Below are 14,722 nucleotides of genomic sequence, written 5' to 3' on the forward strand. Positions count from 1 at the left end.
GCGAAGCATCGCCACTAATTCTTTAGATTTCAAATCAAAAAAGCAATACTGAACATCGCTTTTTTGCTATTGCGAAAGAGCCTCTTTGCGAGAATCAAAAAGCTGCAATACTGCACTCTTAATATTGTCGATGACATAAGGATCGCAGCTTTTGATTAATTCTTCCGCAGTCAGATTCCCCTTAAAAAATTCCTTAGAAAGGAATAACATCCGACTCATTTCCAGAAAACCAAGGGACTTCACCATAAAAGTTGCCACAGGTGAATTTTTGACATCATAACTAGAGTCTACAGTGCGTCCTTTGTCTAAAAGTTCTAAAACTTCAGCTTCTATAGGAGTTGTCGGTTGATACGGCTCAGTAATTTCTGGCAAAAATTGTTCTAAACCAACTACAGGCATATCTTCTAAAGGTAATTCTCCCATCATTGTTGATAGCGGAATGTCGCGCCCGATCCGAAATGATAGAGCTTCTAAAATGGCGATCGAAGTTAATTTTGTCCCTAAATATAATCGAGATACTTCTAAATTTTGCTTAGTTTGAGCTAATAACTTGTAATAGGATTTTTCATCAGGCTCATTGCGATAGCGTCTAAATACGATTTCAGGAGATAAAAAGTTCATAAATCCTTCCATCTTTTGCATAGAAACTCTGTAACCATGCACAGTATAGGAATTTACATTCTTTAAATCATGATTTGTTTCGGGAATTAAGTTCCAAGTATTGTTGAGAAAGTGAGAAGAATTAGTACTTGCAAAATTTTCGACATCTCTATTAGAAAGCCGCACCGCCCTTTTTACAAATCCCCCTATTTCCTCATCATTCCACCCCAAATTAAATACTTCATTAGCATTAACTAACCGCCCAAACAGTAGATCTGATGATGTTAATCCCGAAGAAGATTGAGGACGAAAAGGAATAGTTGCTTCGATACAAGCGGCTATTTCCGTAAGTTTGCTTAGTGGCAGCATTTTTTCTAAAGCTTTACCCGCAATTAAGGCGCTTAGAAATTCATTTTGCCCAGACATCGGTAACAGAGGCTGTCCATGATTAAAGCCAAACAGCATCAGTACCATATTAAAAATGACATCCTCTTGTAGTTCGGGTGGTTCGAGAATGACGAGTTGTTCACGGTCTTCTTTGATATAGGGAGAAATGTAGCGACTAATATTGACACTAATGCCTTGATCGACCTGCACATAGACCAAATCATGAAATAACGCCGATATGACTTCGATCGCATCTCCACCTGCGCCCACCTCAAAAATGTGGTTTGGGGTATGAAATGATCGCCAAGGACCTGTCATGGTCTGAATGATCAAATTGGAGATTTTAGTCAATTGTTCTGTGTCAACTTGACCTTGCAAGTCAGCGATCGCCCATGTGAGACAATCTAGACATTTTTGTTTATCTGTTGCCGTACTCATCCAACCTTCTCCGCATTTAACGTCTTCGTATTTACAGCGTTTTTTCGATCACCTCAACCACAAAATGTTGGTTATACAATAGGCAAAGCTTGTAACCTAAATAATTTGCTAAATGCTTTGACATGAGTATAGGTATGTTTATGGAGTTTGTCTGAGCGCAGAGCGCTGTAGGCTGTGTATTGCATGAAACTTAGACTGACCTGTATGTATAAGGGATTGGATTTATTGGATTTTGCTTTTTTTAATATTACTAATACTGTCAAAAAGATATGGCAGCCCTAAATCATTTGTAGATTTTTGTTGATTGGAAGCGCATCCCGTCGGGGGGTGTTTTCAATAACTATTTAGGATTGCTCTGGGCGACACAAAGCGCCTTATATCTTTACATATTAATACGCCTCTCCAAAGATGACAGAAAATCTAACATGATCTGCTTATGACTGAACGCAATTGGACGATTTTGTAATGCACGGCTGGAATAATGTGTACCTTTAATGATTTCTTCCTCGGAGAGAAAGTCCATGTCCCAGCCTTCACAAAGTTCGAGCATATCTATACCTACATCTAAACGACCATAAAATACATGACGAATTACTTGATCTCCTGAATAGCTGCGGAAGAGACTGATCGGTTCGGGAACATAGTTAATTTCTTCCTTTAATTCTCGTTGGATGCATATTTCAGGATTTTCGCCTAGCTCTAGGTGTCCGCCAAACATTGTCCACACCCCCGGATGCACGATAGTGGGAATATCGTCGCGTAATTGCATTAAGAATTTATCTTGATGCTGAAGTATCGCGATCGCTACTGAACGAATTGTGCTGTCGGAGGTGTTTGAACCTATAGCATTACTCATAATTAATACTCATAATTAATTAAGTTTGAGATTCTGTATATCGTTAGTTTGGCTTGAAATTGACTTTGACTAAATCTAAGTTTATTAAGAATAGAGTGTGGGCGCTAAGCACCGCCACTCTATTGTGGGGGTTAATACCAGCGCCGACCGCTGCACAAAGTATTTTGCTGATATTTTTACTCAACTCGGAAATACAGGAAAATACTTTGTGTAGCTTTAGATACCATGTATTTATAAATACATAGGATAATAAAATAATTATAAAGATTTAAACAGTAATTATTGTGCCAATTACCTGCGATCGCGTAGCTGCAAAAGTTTCTCCAAAAGCGACTTTTCTGAAGTTGGGAAACGGAATAACTCTGGTTCATCAAGAGGTTCCCACCGCAGCAGTCGCGAGCGTAGATGTCTGGGTAAAAGCGGGGACAACAAGTGACCCAGAAAAGGCGATCGGGATGGCACATTTTCTCGAACACATGATTTTTAAGGGAACTGAGTTTATCGCCCCTAGCGAATTTGATCGAGTAATAGAGTCTGAGGGTGGGGTTTCTAATGCGGCAACGAGTTTGGACTATGTCCACTATAGCTTTACGGTGGATGCGAACCGATTTGCGATAACTCTGCCTTATTTAGCGCAAATGCTGCTTCAGGCAAAGATTGATGAATATGAGTTAGAGCAGGAGCGATTAGTCGTCCTTGAGGAATTGCGTCAAAGCTTAGATGATCCCGACTGTTTTGCCTATCAACATTTGATGCAAACTGCCTATGGCGATCATCCCTATAGCCGAACAGTTTTAGGTAATGAAGAAGTAATTTCGCAAATTACCGCCGACCAAATGCGTGCTTACCATCGCACTTATTATCGTCCTGAAAATATGACTGTGGCGATCGCGGGAGCTGTAACTCGTGAAGAAGCGATCAGAATTGTAGATACTGCTTTTACTAGTGACACTTTTTCGAGAAATTTTTTAGACGATCGCTCTAGTCATGTTAATCAGCCTATCGCTATCAAACCAGCGATGAAACGGGATCAGGTCAAGTTACCAAGAGTGCAACAGAGTCGCTTGACGGTGGCATGGTTGGGGGCAAGTGTCGCGGATTTAGAAGATGCCATTCAGCTTGAGTTGGTATCAACTATTTTGACGGAGGGGCGATCGGCTCGGTTAGTGCGCGACTTACTTGAGGAATCTGATTTAGTACAGGATCTTGCGGGTAGTTTCTCCATGCAGCAAGAATCGGCGTTATTTTCAATTTCTACTTACTTAGATGCCGAGAATCTGGAAATAGTTGAGCAAAGGATTATGCAACAGGTGCAGGATTTGCATTTACATCCTATTTCGGAGGCGGAACTCAATAAGGCTAAGCGATCGCTTTGCAATCATTTCACTTTTGCCCTAGAGTCACCTAGCCAACTAGCTAGCTTTTTGGGATATCACAGTCTGTTAGGTTGTGAGGAACTTTGTACGGATTGGACAAATGCTTACTGCGATATCATTCGCAAAGTCCAGCCCTTAGATTTACAGAAACTAGTTCAAAAATATCTCTCTTTAGAAAGCTATATCGTCACCAGTGTAATTCCCGAATAATGTTTTTCAAAACTAAGAATGGCACAGCAATTTTTAGTTTTGAAAAACATTGTTGAGTTTGTTTTTTAATTCACAAAAACGTTGTCCCACTTTCGTAAATTGGTATTACGGCGCTTTTCGGGTAAGATTTTTAGGTAAAATGCATTTGTCACTAAACAATGTCAAAACGAGCAAGCGATCGCCTAGTGCTATCTAATGGCATTGTGGTCTTGGTAACTGAAAATCCTACGGCTGATATTATTGCGGCCCGTTGTTTTTTTGCGGGTGGTGAGCGACTGGAAACTCCTGCAAAATCAGGACTAAGTCATCTAGCAGCATCATTGATGACGCGAGGCACTAAGCAATATTCCTCCTTGGAAATTGCCGAGCAAGTCGAATCCATTGGAGCATCTTTGGGGACAGAATGCTCTAGCGATTATTTTTTACTTTCTTTAAAAACAATCACCGCCGATTTCCATGATGTATTGGTGCTGGGTTCGGAAATTTTGCGATCGCCTAGTTTCCCTGATAGTGAACTCGATTTAGAGCGTCGTTTAACGATGCAATCGATCCGATCGCAACAGGAGCGACCTTTTACAATCGCCTATGACCGCTTGCAAAAACTGATGTATGGCGATCATCCCTACGGACTCTCGAGCTTAGGGACTGAAGAAACCGTTAAGGGAATTACTAGAGACGATTTAGTCGCTTTTCATCAACAACAACTCCGTCCTGAGCAAATGGTCGTGAGCATTGCAGGTAAAATTTCCCCAGAAAAAGCGATCTCCTTGGTCGAAGAATCCTTTGGTGATTGGCAGTCTTCTGTACCCTTAAGCACTCAGCCTACCCCAACCCCAATATTTCAGCCCCAATTAGTCACCCATGAGCAGGACACCCAACAGGCGATCGTGATCATCGGCTACCCTGCGCCATCGGTGAGTTCCCCAGACTATGCTGCCCTGAAGATCATTTCTACTTACTTAGGTAATGGGTTATCCAGCCGCCTTTTTGTGGAATTGCGAGAAAAGCGGGGACTTGCCTACGAAGTTTCGGCTTTTTATCCCACTAGACTAGAGACTTCCCAATTTGTTGCCTACATGGGAACTGCCTCCCAAAATACGGGAACAGCTTTAGAAGGTTTGCGCCATGAGTGCGAAAGATTAGCTAATGTCACCCTCTCAGAAGAAGAACTCAGCGTTTGTAAAAGTAAGCTCTTAGGGCAGTACGCTCTCGGTAAACAGACCAATAGCCAAATTGCTCAGGTGTATGGCTGGTATGAAGTGATGGGGCTAGGATTAGAATTTGATCGCTCTTTCGTCGAATCTATCGAAGCCGTTACCCAAGCGGATGTCCAAAATGTTGCTAAAAAGTATTTTGCTACGCCCGCAATTTCTGTAGTTGGCTCAGCCGAAGCCTTAAAGCAATTAAAGTTTTAGCCTTTTGGATGGCGCGGCGAAGCCGCGTCATCCAAAAGCTGGTTCCTTATTAAATTGCCGCACCCTAAGTAGCTAATTGAAAACAGAAAATGGCTCCGCCATTTTCTGTTTTGGTATCACCTATGCAAAGACCAATTTATCTTGATTGTCATGCAACTACGCCCGTAGATGAACGAGTCTTAGCAGCTATGCTGCCCTATTTTCGAGAATCCTTTGGTAATCCCGCGAGTGTGGGGCATCTATACGGGTGGGAAGCAGAATCAGCAGTTAAATTAGCGCGTGAAGCGATCGCTAATTCCATCAATGCGACACCTGAAGAAATCATCTTTACTAGTGGCGCAACCGAAGCGAATAATCTTGCCATTAAAGGCGTTGCGGAGGCATACCATCGAAAGGGAAGACATATTATTACCCTCCAGACGGAACATAGCGCTGTTCTTGATCCCTGCGGTTATCTAGAATCCCTTGGCTTTGAGATTACTTATTTACCCGTAAAGTCTGATGGTTTAATTGATTTACAAGAATTAGAGATGGCGATCCGTCCCGATACGATTTTAGTGTCAGTAATGGCGGCAAATAATGAAATTGGCGTGCTACAACCGATCGCTACTATTGGGCAGCTATGCCATGAGCGTCAAATTCTCTTTCATACCGATGCCGCACAGGCGATCGGCAAAATCCCTCTTGATGTGCAAGCTATGCAGATTGATTTGATGTCTCTCACGGCGCATAAAATCTATGGCGCGAAAGGTATTGGCGCTTTGTATGTGCGTCGTCGCCATCCTAGAGTCACTCTTGCCCCTCAATTACATGGTGGTGGGCATGAACGAGGAATGCGCTCTGGCACTCTTTACACCCCGCAAATTGTCGGCTTTGCCAAGGCTCTAGAAATAGCGATCGCCTCACAAGCGGAGGAAGAGCAAAAAGCTTTAACCTTACGACAACATCTTTGGCAAAAACTAAGCGAACTTGAGTCCATTCGGCTCAACGGTCATCCAAAGCTACGCCTTGCGGGAAATCTCAATGTTAGTTTTAGGGGAATTAATGGACAAGCCTTAATGCTTGCCCTACAAACGATAGTCGCGATCTCTTCAGGCTCCGCCTGTTCCTCCGCAAAATCTGCTCCCTCCCATGTGCTGAAGGCTCTAGGTCATACCGATGAGCTAGCTTATGCTTCCATCCGTTTTGGCATTGGTAGATTTAACACCCTAGAAGAAATAGAAATTGTTGCTAATCATGTGGTGGAGTCAGTGCGATCGCTAAGAAATTCATAACTTCAAAACTAAAAATGGCATAGCCATTTTTAGTTTTGGTACAACATGACGAACGCCAGATATAATTTAGAGAAATTTTTGAAAGCGCTGCTTTGCCGTGCTTTCAAAAATTTTTTTAAGTTTTAATGCAGCGCAAAGCGCTGTAATCTAGCAATAGTCAACAAGTTCGAGATATGTCATGCTCTGCCCGTTTTGCCAACATACCGATAGCCGTGTATTAGAATCTCGTTCGGCAGAAGCAGGCTCTAGTATTAGACGCAGGCGTGAATGTCTTAACTGTCAGCGTCGTTTTACCACTTACGAACGCATTGAATTTGTCCCCATTACGGTTTTAAAGCGAGATGGCGCGATCGAATCCTTTGATCGCTCTAAGCTACTACGGGGCATGATTCGTGCTTGCGAAAAAACGGGCGTACCTCAAACTACCCTAGAATCAATTATTGACGAAATAGAAGCGCAACTACAAGTACGCGAGCGCCATCAAGTTTCTAGTGTGGAGATTGGTGAAATGGTCTTGCAATATTTACAGGAAGTAAGTGAAGTTGCTTACGTGCGTTTTGCCTCAGTCTATCGGCAATTTCGGGGAGTCAGAGACTTCGCTGAGGCCCTAAATCACTTTACAGCTAATTAATGTTAAGTTTGCTACGGTGATCTGCCGCAAAAATCTCAAGTGCTGTCAAAATTTCCCCATTTAATTAATTTTATTACCTAACTTTAGACTGAAATTAATCTGTATTCCATAACTAGAGTTAGAAAGAAATAAGTTTAAAAAAACTCAAAAGCTTTGCTAGTAGCCAATATTTATATTAATAGTTATTTGTTTGTCTACATTTTTACCTTAACTAAGCGATCGCGGCAAAAGATATAGAAACAGAAGCTAACAAAAATTTGTAAAGAAAAGTTGAAATTTTTTATTGACCCTAGCTATAATAACTATGTTTTGTAATCCCGATCGCATTTCAGGGTCTAAATTAGGAGGTATTGATTTGGCAAGGAGACGTAAGCGGAAGAGTAGACGTCGCCAAGAAGGGCGCAAAATCCTAGAACATATTCCTCAATTTAGTATCGATAGCGGTGAAGATAAGCCAGTGACGGCTGCACGTAAGTACATTCATACACATGGCATTCTTCCTCCAGCACTGTTGCTCGTAAGACGTAACGAGCATACAACAGATCGATACTTCTGGGCAGAGAAAGGACTATTTGGAGCACAGTATGTTGAAGAAAATCACTTCTTATTTCCCAGTCTGAAACCGCCTGAAGAAAGAGAAGTAGCACTTGCTGTATCCAGATAAGCCTTGATCAACTTACTAAAGCAATAAAACCTCAACCTATTGTGTTGTGTGATATTTCTTTAATTTACATACTGTTCATAAATATTAATTTCTATAAAAGCTGTGTTTATCCTACAGTTAATAGAGATTAAAAAATCTTGGTTGTAAATTATTAGAAAAAATATTCGGCTGGATTTGTTGAATTTTTCGGTCAGAAATATTTAAAATTTTGCGGTTATTTGATTAGCCGTTTAATGGGGGTTTTATTGATTAATGAATATATTAACTGTTGAAATTATTTAACACATCTTCCAGAAGTGACATCTCACTTCTGGATTTTTTATGTTTAGCGGTTGGCATTCTTGTGAGGAGATAAAACCAGAATCGAGTTGCGGCGCTTCGCGCCGCAACTCGATTCTGGTTTTGATTTGTCCTAATGCAGGTGACTTTAGCTATATAGCGATCTCTAAGTGGATTAGGATACAAAACCATAGGGCAGCACAAATTACTGCCCTATTGGATTAATTTAATAATTAAAAAGTAAAAAGCCTCGCTGTGCGAGGCTTTTTACTTTTGATTATATAATTTGTAGAAGTAAATCATAAAAAGCAAAAAGTAATTACTAAGCGTTGATAGCTTCAGTACTAACTGAGTTTTTCCAGCCTCTAGGCATTTTTAAATCATCGGGATCAACATAGTGACAAGCATAGTCATCTAAGCAAATTAATGCCCAACCATTGCCATCAATATTGACCAATTTATAAGAAGCTTCCAAAACAAAAAAGCCTTTGTGGTTGCGGGTATCGGGCTTGACTCTGACGTTATCTAAAATCATTGTTTTAACTTCCTTTAAAAAAATTGGCTGCTTGAAATAAAAAAATTAGTAACTTTAGTCACTTTAGTTACTTATATTTAGGTAGCCTAACACCCTTGACAAAAAACCTGCGTTAAGTTTTGCTGACAAACATGGAAAAAATGTAAAGTTGCACAAACTTATATAAAGTTATGATGCAGGCTTGACGTTTTTATCTTAATTAAAGTTGACAATAATTTTAAAATATCGCTTAAGTTTTAGCTTACCACCCAATCTCTGACCTTCTCAAGGGCTTTCCAGTCTGGGCGGCGGCGCAATCCTTCTTCAAAATTCTCAACAATTTCTGGCTTAATATCTTTGAGAATCATCAGCCAATTTTGAGCAGCTTCTACCTGTTCGCGTACACCCTTTTGGGATAGCTCAAGCATGGCGATTGCCAAATTAATGCGACCTTGAGGATCTTCAGGTGCAATCTTTACAGCTTTTTGGGCGGCTTTGAGTGCTAATTTAGCATTGTTATCTAGCAAATATAGCCAAGAAAGGCAAATCCAACCGCTAGCAACTTTGGGCTGGCGATCGCATACTTTTTCAAACACAGGAATTAAGGTTGCCGCAGATTCACCTTGCTTGTAGCGTTCTAAACCTTGAGTGAATAAATCTTCTGCAATTTCTGTATTCATCGAGCGAATCCAATCTTTAAAGCCGTATTTTTTGCCTTAGTGATACTAGCATAAGTTAAGTAATAAAACCTATTTTTGGTGACACAGCTTCGTTGTGACACCAAAAATAGATTTTATAGCTGTCATCAGCTTAGGTGGGACTTAAGACTCGCTAAAGAATTGCGGCGCTTTGCAACGCAATTCTTTAGCGGGTGATGGCTACAGCTATATTATGAAATCGTATAAATCTAAGTGCAAAATAATGCATCGTATTCCCATTATTAATGTGGGTATTGACACCACTAGTTATGCAGATAGTTGCGATCGCATTGTGAGGCTTTCTCATCAAAATCAATCTGGTTATGTGATTGCCGCCAATGTTCATGTAGTGATGATGGCTTATTGGGATCGGCAATATCGTCAAGTTTTGGAAAAAGGAGAAATAGTAACTCCTGATGGAATGCCGCTAGTATGGGCTTTGAGATTATTGGGGACTAAAAAGCAACAACGGGTCTATGGACCTGATTTGATGTTGGCTTTGTGCGATCGCGCAGTGCTGGAAGATTTATCGATTTATTTATTTGGAGCAACTGACGATACGTTAGGGAAATTAGAGCGTAATTTAAAGTTGCGATTTCCTAATTTAGCGATCGCGGGTAAACACGCACCGCCTTACTTAGAGCTTAATTCGCCTGATTTTGCTTTGCAGTTAGAAACAGATATTAGATTAATTAAAAACTCAGGGGCAAAAATCGTTTTTGTGGCTTTGGGTTGTCCCAAGCAAGAATTTTGGATGCATGTCGCTCAATACAAATCTCAATATAAATTAGCAGTCGTAATGATCGGTGTGGGTGCTGCCTTTGATTTTCATAGTGGTCAGGTGGCTCAGGCTCCTCGCTGGATGATGGCAATGGGTTTGGAATGGCTCTATCGATTTTGCCAAGAACCCAAACGCCTATGGCAACGTTATTTGATTAATAATCCTATGTTCGTGATTTTGTTCGCAATTCAGTATTTACGGAGGACTCTATTCAAGATGTAATTTTTTGAAGCTAGGCTTTGCCTAGCTTCAAAAAATTACATCTTGAATGCCTGCATTTCCTCAAGGGCTAAATAATTATTAAATTTGGGCAAGATAATCTTTAAGGATTGAAGAAAGAATTTTGTGAAGCAGTCAAACTCAGGCTAAGAGTAATAAGAGGGATATGAGAGTGAGTAGCGATCGCCAGCCAACCGAAAAAATAACTAAAAAGAAAGATATTCGGGCTGGCAACCAGACTAAACGCTGGAATATGTGGGAATTTAATTGGTTAAGAGGCTTGTTACTAATTTGTAGTGATATTTTAGGTTTGGGAATAGTTTGGAAAGCCTCACTGAGTTTTAATCAAGTTTTTTCGCCTTTGCCTCCTGCGTTAAATTGGGGAGAGTTTGGAGGTTTAACGGGCTTGTTTTGGGCTTTTGCGGCAGTAATTGTGACTGTATTTGCCTATCACAATTTTTATCGTGGTGAGTCACAATGGCGTAATTACGTCAAACAAGCTCAAGTAATCAGCAGTGTATATATGTCATCGCTGGTGATTAGCTATTTTTATGATCCGACCATTGATGCTCCGCGATCGCTCTTTTTCCCAGCGTGGCTAGGCAGCGTCGTCATGATTATCGGACTTAGACTATTGCTAACTTTGCTCATTGACCAATTTCCGATCGCGCAACCCCATACGCCCGTTTTTGTGATTGCGCCGAGTAATCGTCTTTCTCTTTTAGCAAATGTGATTGAAAAGAGAACAGGCTATAAAGTTGTGGGCGTTCTTGCTTCTTCCTTAGCTAATTCTTCCCATTCGATGCAAGCAATTCTGAATTCAGGAGCGAAGGAAGTCATAGCGGAAGGTTTGCCTGAAACTCAGTTAGCTTCTCAACTTTATTGGCAGTTACGCAATGCAGGGATTGGATTGCGTCTAATTCCTTCTAGTTTAATGCTATTACATCGGCGGGGAACACCTGAGATTTTTGCCTCTATGCCGATGATTAGAATTGAATCTCCTCTCTTGGCTAATTGGGAATATATCTTTAAACGTATTTTCGATTTTAGTGCGGCTTTTCTGGGCTTAATTCTAATCTCACCAATATTTATGGCGATCGCGATCGCGATCAAAGCTAGCTCAAAAGGAAGCGTATTTTATACCCAAGATCGGATCGGCTTACAAGGTCAGTCCTTTCGCATGTGGAAGTTTCGCAGTATGTTTATGGATGCCGATCGCCGCCAATCAGAACTAGAACATCTCAATAAAAGTTCCGATGGAGTCATGTTCAAAATTGAACACGATCCACGCATTATTCCCATCGGACGTTTTTTGCGCTATACCAGCTTGGATGAATTGCCGCAATTATTTAACGTTTTGCTAGGACAAATGAGTTTAGTTGGTCCCCGCCCTTTACCTGTACGCGATGTCGCTCGATTTACGGATTGGCATCATACAAGACATTTGGTGATGCCGGGTATCACAGGGCTTTGGCAAATTTCAGGGCGATCGGACTTAGACACCATTGATGATGTTGCTAAGTTAGATCTGTTTTATATAGATCGGTGGACACTAAACTTTGATTTAGAAATTCTCATTGAAACTGTAAGATTAGTTCTCTTTGGCAAAGGGGCATATTAAATAAAGGCAAGGCGAAACCTTTTCCTTTATTTAATTTTGGACAGAACCATCGGGCATAATTGTGCCAAATAGATTAGCTTCTGATAAGCTCACCCCGTTAAGATTAGCAAGACGCAGATTAGCTTTAACTAAGTTCGTTCCAATTAGAAAAGCCGCATCTAACTTCGCCGAAATTAACTGCGCTCCTATTAAAATAGCTCCGCTCAAATTGGCATTACTCAATACAGCATCACTCAAAATTGTATCTTCTAAATTACTATCACTAAGATCGGCGTTATTGAGAATAGCGTTACTCAGTACAGCATTTTTAAGATTTGCATTTTTGAGACTTGCATTACTAAGATTTGCATTACACAAAATTGCATCCACTAAATTAGCAAAACTTAGATTTGCTTGATTAATAGTGGCATTATTCAAATCACATTCCTGTAAGTTGGCATTATTTAAATTTGCATGATTAAGTTTGCAATCTGACAAATTAGCATTACTAAGATTAGCAAATTCTAAATTTGCATTTGTCAAATCACTACGTCGCAAATCGGCATTGGTCAAATTTGCATTACTGAGAATGGAATTACTGAGATTAGTTTCGCTCAAATCAGCATTACTCAAATCACTTTCATTTAAGTCCGCCCCACTTAAATTCGCTCCATTAAAATAAGCTTCGGTCAGATCCGCACCATGGAGGTTAGCAAGACTCAAATCACATCTTTGCAAACATGCCTCGCGTAAATGGGCTTTACTCAGATAGGCTCCACTAACTTCTGCGTCTCGTAAGCTAGCTTTGTAAAGATCTGCCTCTTTTAAATTCGCTTTAACAAGATCGGAGCCACTTAAGTTTGCTCCTAGCAAATTCGCATTAGTGAGGTTAGTCCAACGCAAATTTACACCGCTTAAGTCGGCTTCACGTAGATTAGCTCGCCTCAAGTTGGCTCCACTCAAGTTGGGAATTATCTCAGGATTTTCTTGTCGCCATCTATTCCAGTTAGCAACTCCTTGTTTCAGTAACGCAAGATGTTCTGAGTTTCCCATAGGTCTCTTCCTTTTTACACCATAATCTCGTTGGATATATGACGAGCCAGATTTATGCTAAAAGAGTTAATTTTGAGAGTAATTCAACTTGTCTAAAGACAAGTTGAATTACTCTCAAAATTTCACTAACTTTAGATAGCTCATATTCCTACTAACTGTCGCTATGGGAAACAAGAAAAAGTCTGAAATTGAATGTTGGTTTATGCGAATTTTTTAGGAGAGAAACCAAAAGCCCAGAAGCGAATTGCGGCGCGAAGCGCCGCAATTCGCTTCTGGTTTGGTGTGCTAACAAGAATGGCAACAGCATCTCTTGAATGAGCATTAAAATAAAGAAAAAATACTGAGGTTATCAATAAGTTATTAAATTACTTGTTTTCTGGAGATTAACAGTAATATCTACAGAGGCTACTAAATATAAAGACTTTTAAATATCAAATTTCTAGCAACAAAAAACTATGACTAGCCTCAAAAATGCCCTTGAGGAAATCGTTGTGGTGGAAGTACAGGAACAACTGAGTTCCCTGAGTCAGTCTGCTCGTCAATCAATTAATCTGAGTGAAGTAGCTGCCTTTGCTTTAAATCGACTGCCTGTGCTTTATGCCAGTACCAGTAGAGGTTGGCTCCAACAACGTAAACGCGCCCATAACGAATTACGAAACCAAGTTGTCAGCGCTGTTCAGCAAGCGATGCTTGGTGTCAAGCGCGATCCGTTGCGGAAATCAACTAAAATCGCGGCTAGCAAAGTAGAAACTCCCGCCCATGTTCTTGCTAGATTGCAACAACTTTTTAGCAAGCCTAACTTGTTATGGCAGGAAGTACCCCAAGCTTTTCAGGAAACCTTAACTTTAATTACTCATAAGCCTGAATTTGCAGGTTTAAGCATTAACGATCGCAACCGATTGCAAGAAATCAAAGGCTACTTACAACGCAAAGGTACTACCAGCTATGAGAACAAGGATTGGCATACTAGTCTTCCTCCTTTGCCCAATCCTGAGCTTAAATCCTATATTCTTTCAGCTTCCTACTTTCTCATCAATGTCCTAGAGGACTTAGTTCAGCAAGAAGTTACTAATCAACTGGCTCACATGGCAAATGTCTTGCCCCGCAAGGTAGGCGTAGATGATGTTTGTGCCTATGTCTTAAATCGCTTGCCTCCGATGTATGCCACAACCGAGCAAGGCGTAGTCTGGCAAAGCCAAAAAGCTAAAGAACAATTAAATAGTCAAATTGAGTCAACGGTGATTCAATCGCTAATGACCTTAGGCAAAATGCCCCGCCGCCTTACTGATCCCATTCCTTTATTAAAATTTGAAGAGGAATGTGAACTTGCCATTACCGAACTGAGGCAAATGTTTCAAAGAGATGATATTACTTGGCGTAATTTTGCGGGGCTTGCGGAATATGCGATCGCTTGTCAAAGACAAGGAATGAACTATTGGCGGCAACAATGGCGGATGCTTGGGCAAATATATAGCGAAATGTATTTACAACCGGGGGATGCAGAATTATCACTAATTCATAGTTCTGAGGGAGAAATTTTAGTAGTCCGTACCCATACCAAACCCGCCTTTGGATGGCTTGCCGACAATCCTCGAAATTTAGGTATTAGCACTTTGAGGCTTTTTCCTGCGGTTGCAGAGATTGAACTCTATGCTTCTTTTCTGGATTTCTCAATTTCCTATACCCGTGAAGAAATGGCAGCCGATGGGATTATTTAATCAGGAAAG

At 40.7% G+C, this 14,722-nt stretch carries 13 protein-coding genes; 8 read left to right on the top strand and 5 right to left on the bottom strand.

Going from position 1 to position 14,722, the window contains the following annotated elements:
* Window positions 1–66 precede the first annotated feature (66 nt).
* Both H6F42_RS04565 and H6F42_RS04570 read right to left on the bottom strand, forming a co-directional pair.
* Complete coding sequence (locus tag H6F42_RS04565) at window positions 67–1,425, bottom strand: hypothetical protein (protein WP_190398182.1); 1,359 nt, start codon at window positions 1,423–1,425, stop codon at window positions 67–69.
* A 382-nt stretch (window positions 1,426–1,807) separates the two neighbouring features.
* Window positions 1,808–2,281, bottom strand: coding sequence for an NUDIX domain-containing protein (locus H6F42_RS04570; protein WP_190398183.1), 474 nt, complete (start codon window positions 2,279–2,281; stop codon window positions 1,808–1,810).
* Between the two features lie 284 nt (window positions 2,282–2,565).
* Between H6F42_RS04570 and H6F42_RS04575 the strand changes: the two genes are divergently transcribed.
* The 5 genes from H6F42_RS04575 (at window position 2,566) to H6F42_RS04595 (ending at window position 7,851) form a co-directional block, all read left to right on the top strand.
* Window positions 2,566–3,867, top strand: a complete 1,302-nt coding sequence (locus tag H6F42_RS04575; protein WP_190398184.1) for an insulinase family protein — start codon at window positions 2,566–2,568, stop codon at window positions 3,865–3,867.
* A 158-nt stretch (window positions 3,868–4,025) separates the two neighbouring features.
* A complete protein-coding gene (locus H6F42_RS04580; RefSeq protein ID WP_190398185.1) occupies window positions 4,026–5,282 on the top strand; it encodes a pitrilysin family protein in 1,257 nt (418 codons plus the stop codon).
* A 122-nt stretch (window positions 5,283–5,404) separates the two neighbouring features.
* On the top strand, window positions 5,405–6,556 hold the full coding sequence (locus H6F42_RS04585) for an IscS subfamily cysteine desulfurase (protein WP_190398186.1): 1,152 nt from the start codon (window positions 5,405–5,407) through the stop codon (window positions 6,554–6,556).
* A gap of 178 nt (window positions 6,557–6,734) precedes the next feature.
* On the top strand, window positions 6,735–7,187 hold the full coding sequence (nrdR, locus tag H6F42_RS04590) for a transcriptional regulator NrdR (protein ID WP_190398187.1): 453 nt from the start codon (window positions 6,735–6,737) through the stop codon (window positions 7,185–7,187).
* A 355-nt stretch (window positions 7,188–7,542) separates the two neighbouring features.
* Window positions 7,543–7,851: a DUF3155 domain-containing protein gene (locus H6F42_RS04595; RefSeq protein ID WP_126390166.1), complete on the top strand. Its 309-nt coding sequence runs from the start codon at window positions 7,543–7,545 to the stop codon at window positions 7,849–7,851.
* Window positions 7,852–8,452: 601 nt separating this feature from the next.
* Here H6F42_RS04595 and H6F42_RS04600 read toward each other — a convergent pair.
* A complete protein-coding gene (locus H6F42_RS04600) occupies window positions 8,453–8,665 on the bottom strand; it encodes a hypothetical protein (RefSeq protein ID WP_190398188.1) in 213 nt (70 codons plus the stop codon).
* A 236-nt stretch (window positions 8,666–8,901) separates the two neighbouring features.
* Entirely contained in the window at window positions 8,902–9,324 is a 423-nt protein-coding gene (locus H6F42_RS04605; protein ID WP_190398189.1) for a hypothetical protein, read from the bottom strand.
* A 241-nt stretch (window positions 9,325–9,565) separates the two neighbouring features.
* Here H6F42_RS04605 and H6F42_RS04610 point away from each other — a divergent pair, with 241 nt between their 5' ends.
* Together H6F42_RS04610 and H6F42_RS04615 are read left to right on the top strand one after the other, a co-directional pair.
* Window positions 9,566–10,345 (top strand): WecB/TagA/CpsF family glycosyltransferase, encoded by a 780-nt coding sequence (locus H6F42_RS04610; RefSeq protein ID WP_190398190.1) that lies wholly within the window; start codon window positions 9,566–9,568, stop codon window positions 10,343–10,345.
* A 163-nt stretch (window positions 10,346–10,508) separates the two neighbouring features.
* The gene (locus H6F42_RS04615; protein WP_190398191.1) at window positions 10,509–11,963 is read left to right on the top strand and encodes a sugar transferase; all 1,455 of its coding nucleotides are present in this window, start codon (window positions 10,509–10,511) and stop codon (window positions 11,961–11,963) included.
* 30 nt (window positions 11,964–11,993) lie between these two features.
* On the opposite strand, the gene H6F42_RS04620 is transcribed toward H6F42_RS04615, so the two are convergent.
* The gene (locus H6F42_RS04620; RefSeq protein WP_190398192.1) at window positions 11,994–12,995 is read right to left on the bottom strand and encodes a pentapeptide repeat-containing protein; all 1,002 of its coding nucleotides are present in this window, start codon (window positions 12,993–12,995) and stop codon (window positions 11,994–11,996) included.
* A gap of 455 nt (window positions 12,996–13,450) precedes the next feature.
* Between H6F42_RS04620 and H6F42_RS04625 the strand changes: the two genes are divergently transcribed.
* Complete coding sequence (locus H6F42_RS04625; protein ID WP_190398193.1) at window positions 13,451–14,713, top strand: late competence development ComFB family protein; 1,263 nt, start codon at window positions 13,451–13,453, stop codon at window positions 14,711–14,713.
* Window positions 14,714–14,722: the final 9 nt, after the last annotated feature.

The organism is Pseudanabaena sp. FACHB-1998 (assembly GCF_014696355.1).
Lineage (GTDB): Bacteria > Cyanobacteriota > Cyanobacteriia > Pseudanabaenales > Pseudanabaenaceae > Pseudanabaena.

Bases quoted from the DNA above. Each gene is read 5' to 3' on its own strand.
- H6F42_RS04565 (WP_190398182.1), bottom strand. From the start codon at position 1,425: ATGAGTACGGCAACAGATAAACAAAAATGTCTAGATTGTCTCACATGG.
- H6F42_RS04570 (WP_190398183.1), bottom strand. From the start codon at position 2,281: ATGAGTAATGCTATAGGTTCAAACACCTCCGACAGCACAATTCGTTCA.
- H6F42_RS04580 (WP_190398185.1), top strand. From the start codon at position 4,026: ATGTCAAAACGAGCAAGCGATCGCCTAGTGCTATCTAATGGCATTGTG.
- H6F42_RS04585 (WP_190398186.1), top strand. From the start codon at position 5,405: ATGCAAAGACCAATTTATCTTGATTGTCATGCAACTACGCCCGTAGAT.
- nrdR (WP_190398187.1), top strand. From the start codon at position 6,735: ATGCTCTGCCCGTTTTGCCAACATACCGATAGCCGTGTATTAGAATCT.
- H6F42_RS04600 (WP_190398188.1), bottom strand. From the start codon at position 8,665: ATGATTTTAGATAACGTCAGAGTCAAGCCCGATACCCGCAACCACAAA.
- H6F42_RS04605 (WP_190398189.1), bottom strand. From the start codon at position 9,324: ATGAATACAGAAATTGCAGAAGATTTATTCACTCAAGGTTTAGAACGC.
- H6F42_RS04610 (WP_190398190.1), top strand. From the start codon at position 9,566: ATGCATCGTATTCCCATTATTAATGTGGGTATTGACACCACTAGTTAT.
- H6F42_RS04615 (WP_190398191.1), top strand. From the start codon at position 10,509: ATGAGAGTGAGTAGCGATCGCCAGCCAACCGAAAAAATAACTAAAAAG.
- H6F42_RS04620 (WP_190398192.1), bottom strand. From the start codon at position 12,995: ATGGGAAACTCAGAACATCTTGCGTTACTGAAACAAGGAGTTGCTAAC.
- H6F42_RS04625 (WP_190398193.1), top strand. From the start codon at position 13,451: ATGACTAGCCTCAAAAATGCCCTTGAGGAAATCGTTGTGGTGGAAGTA.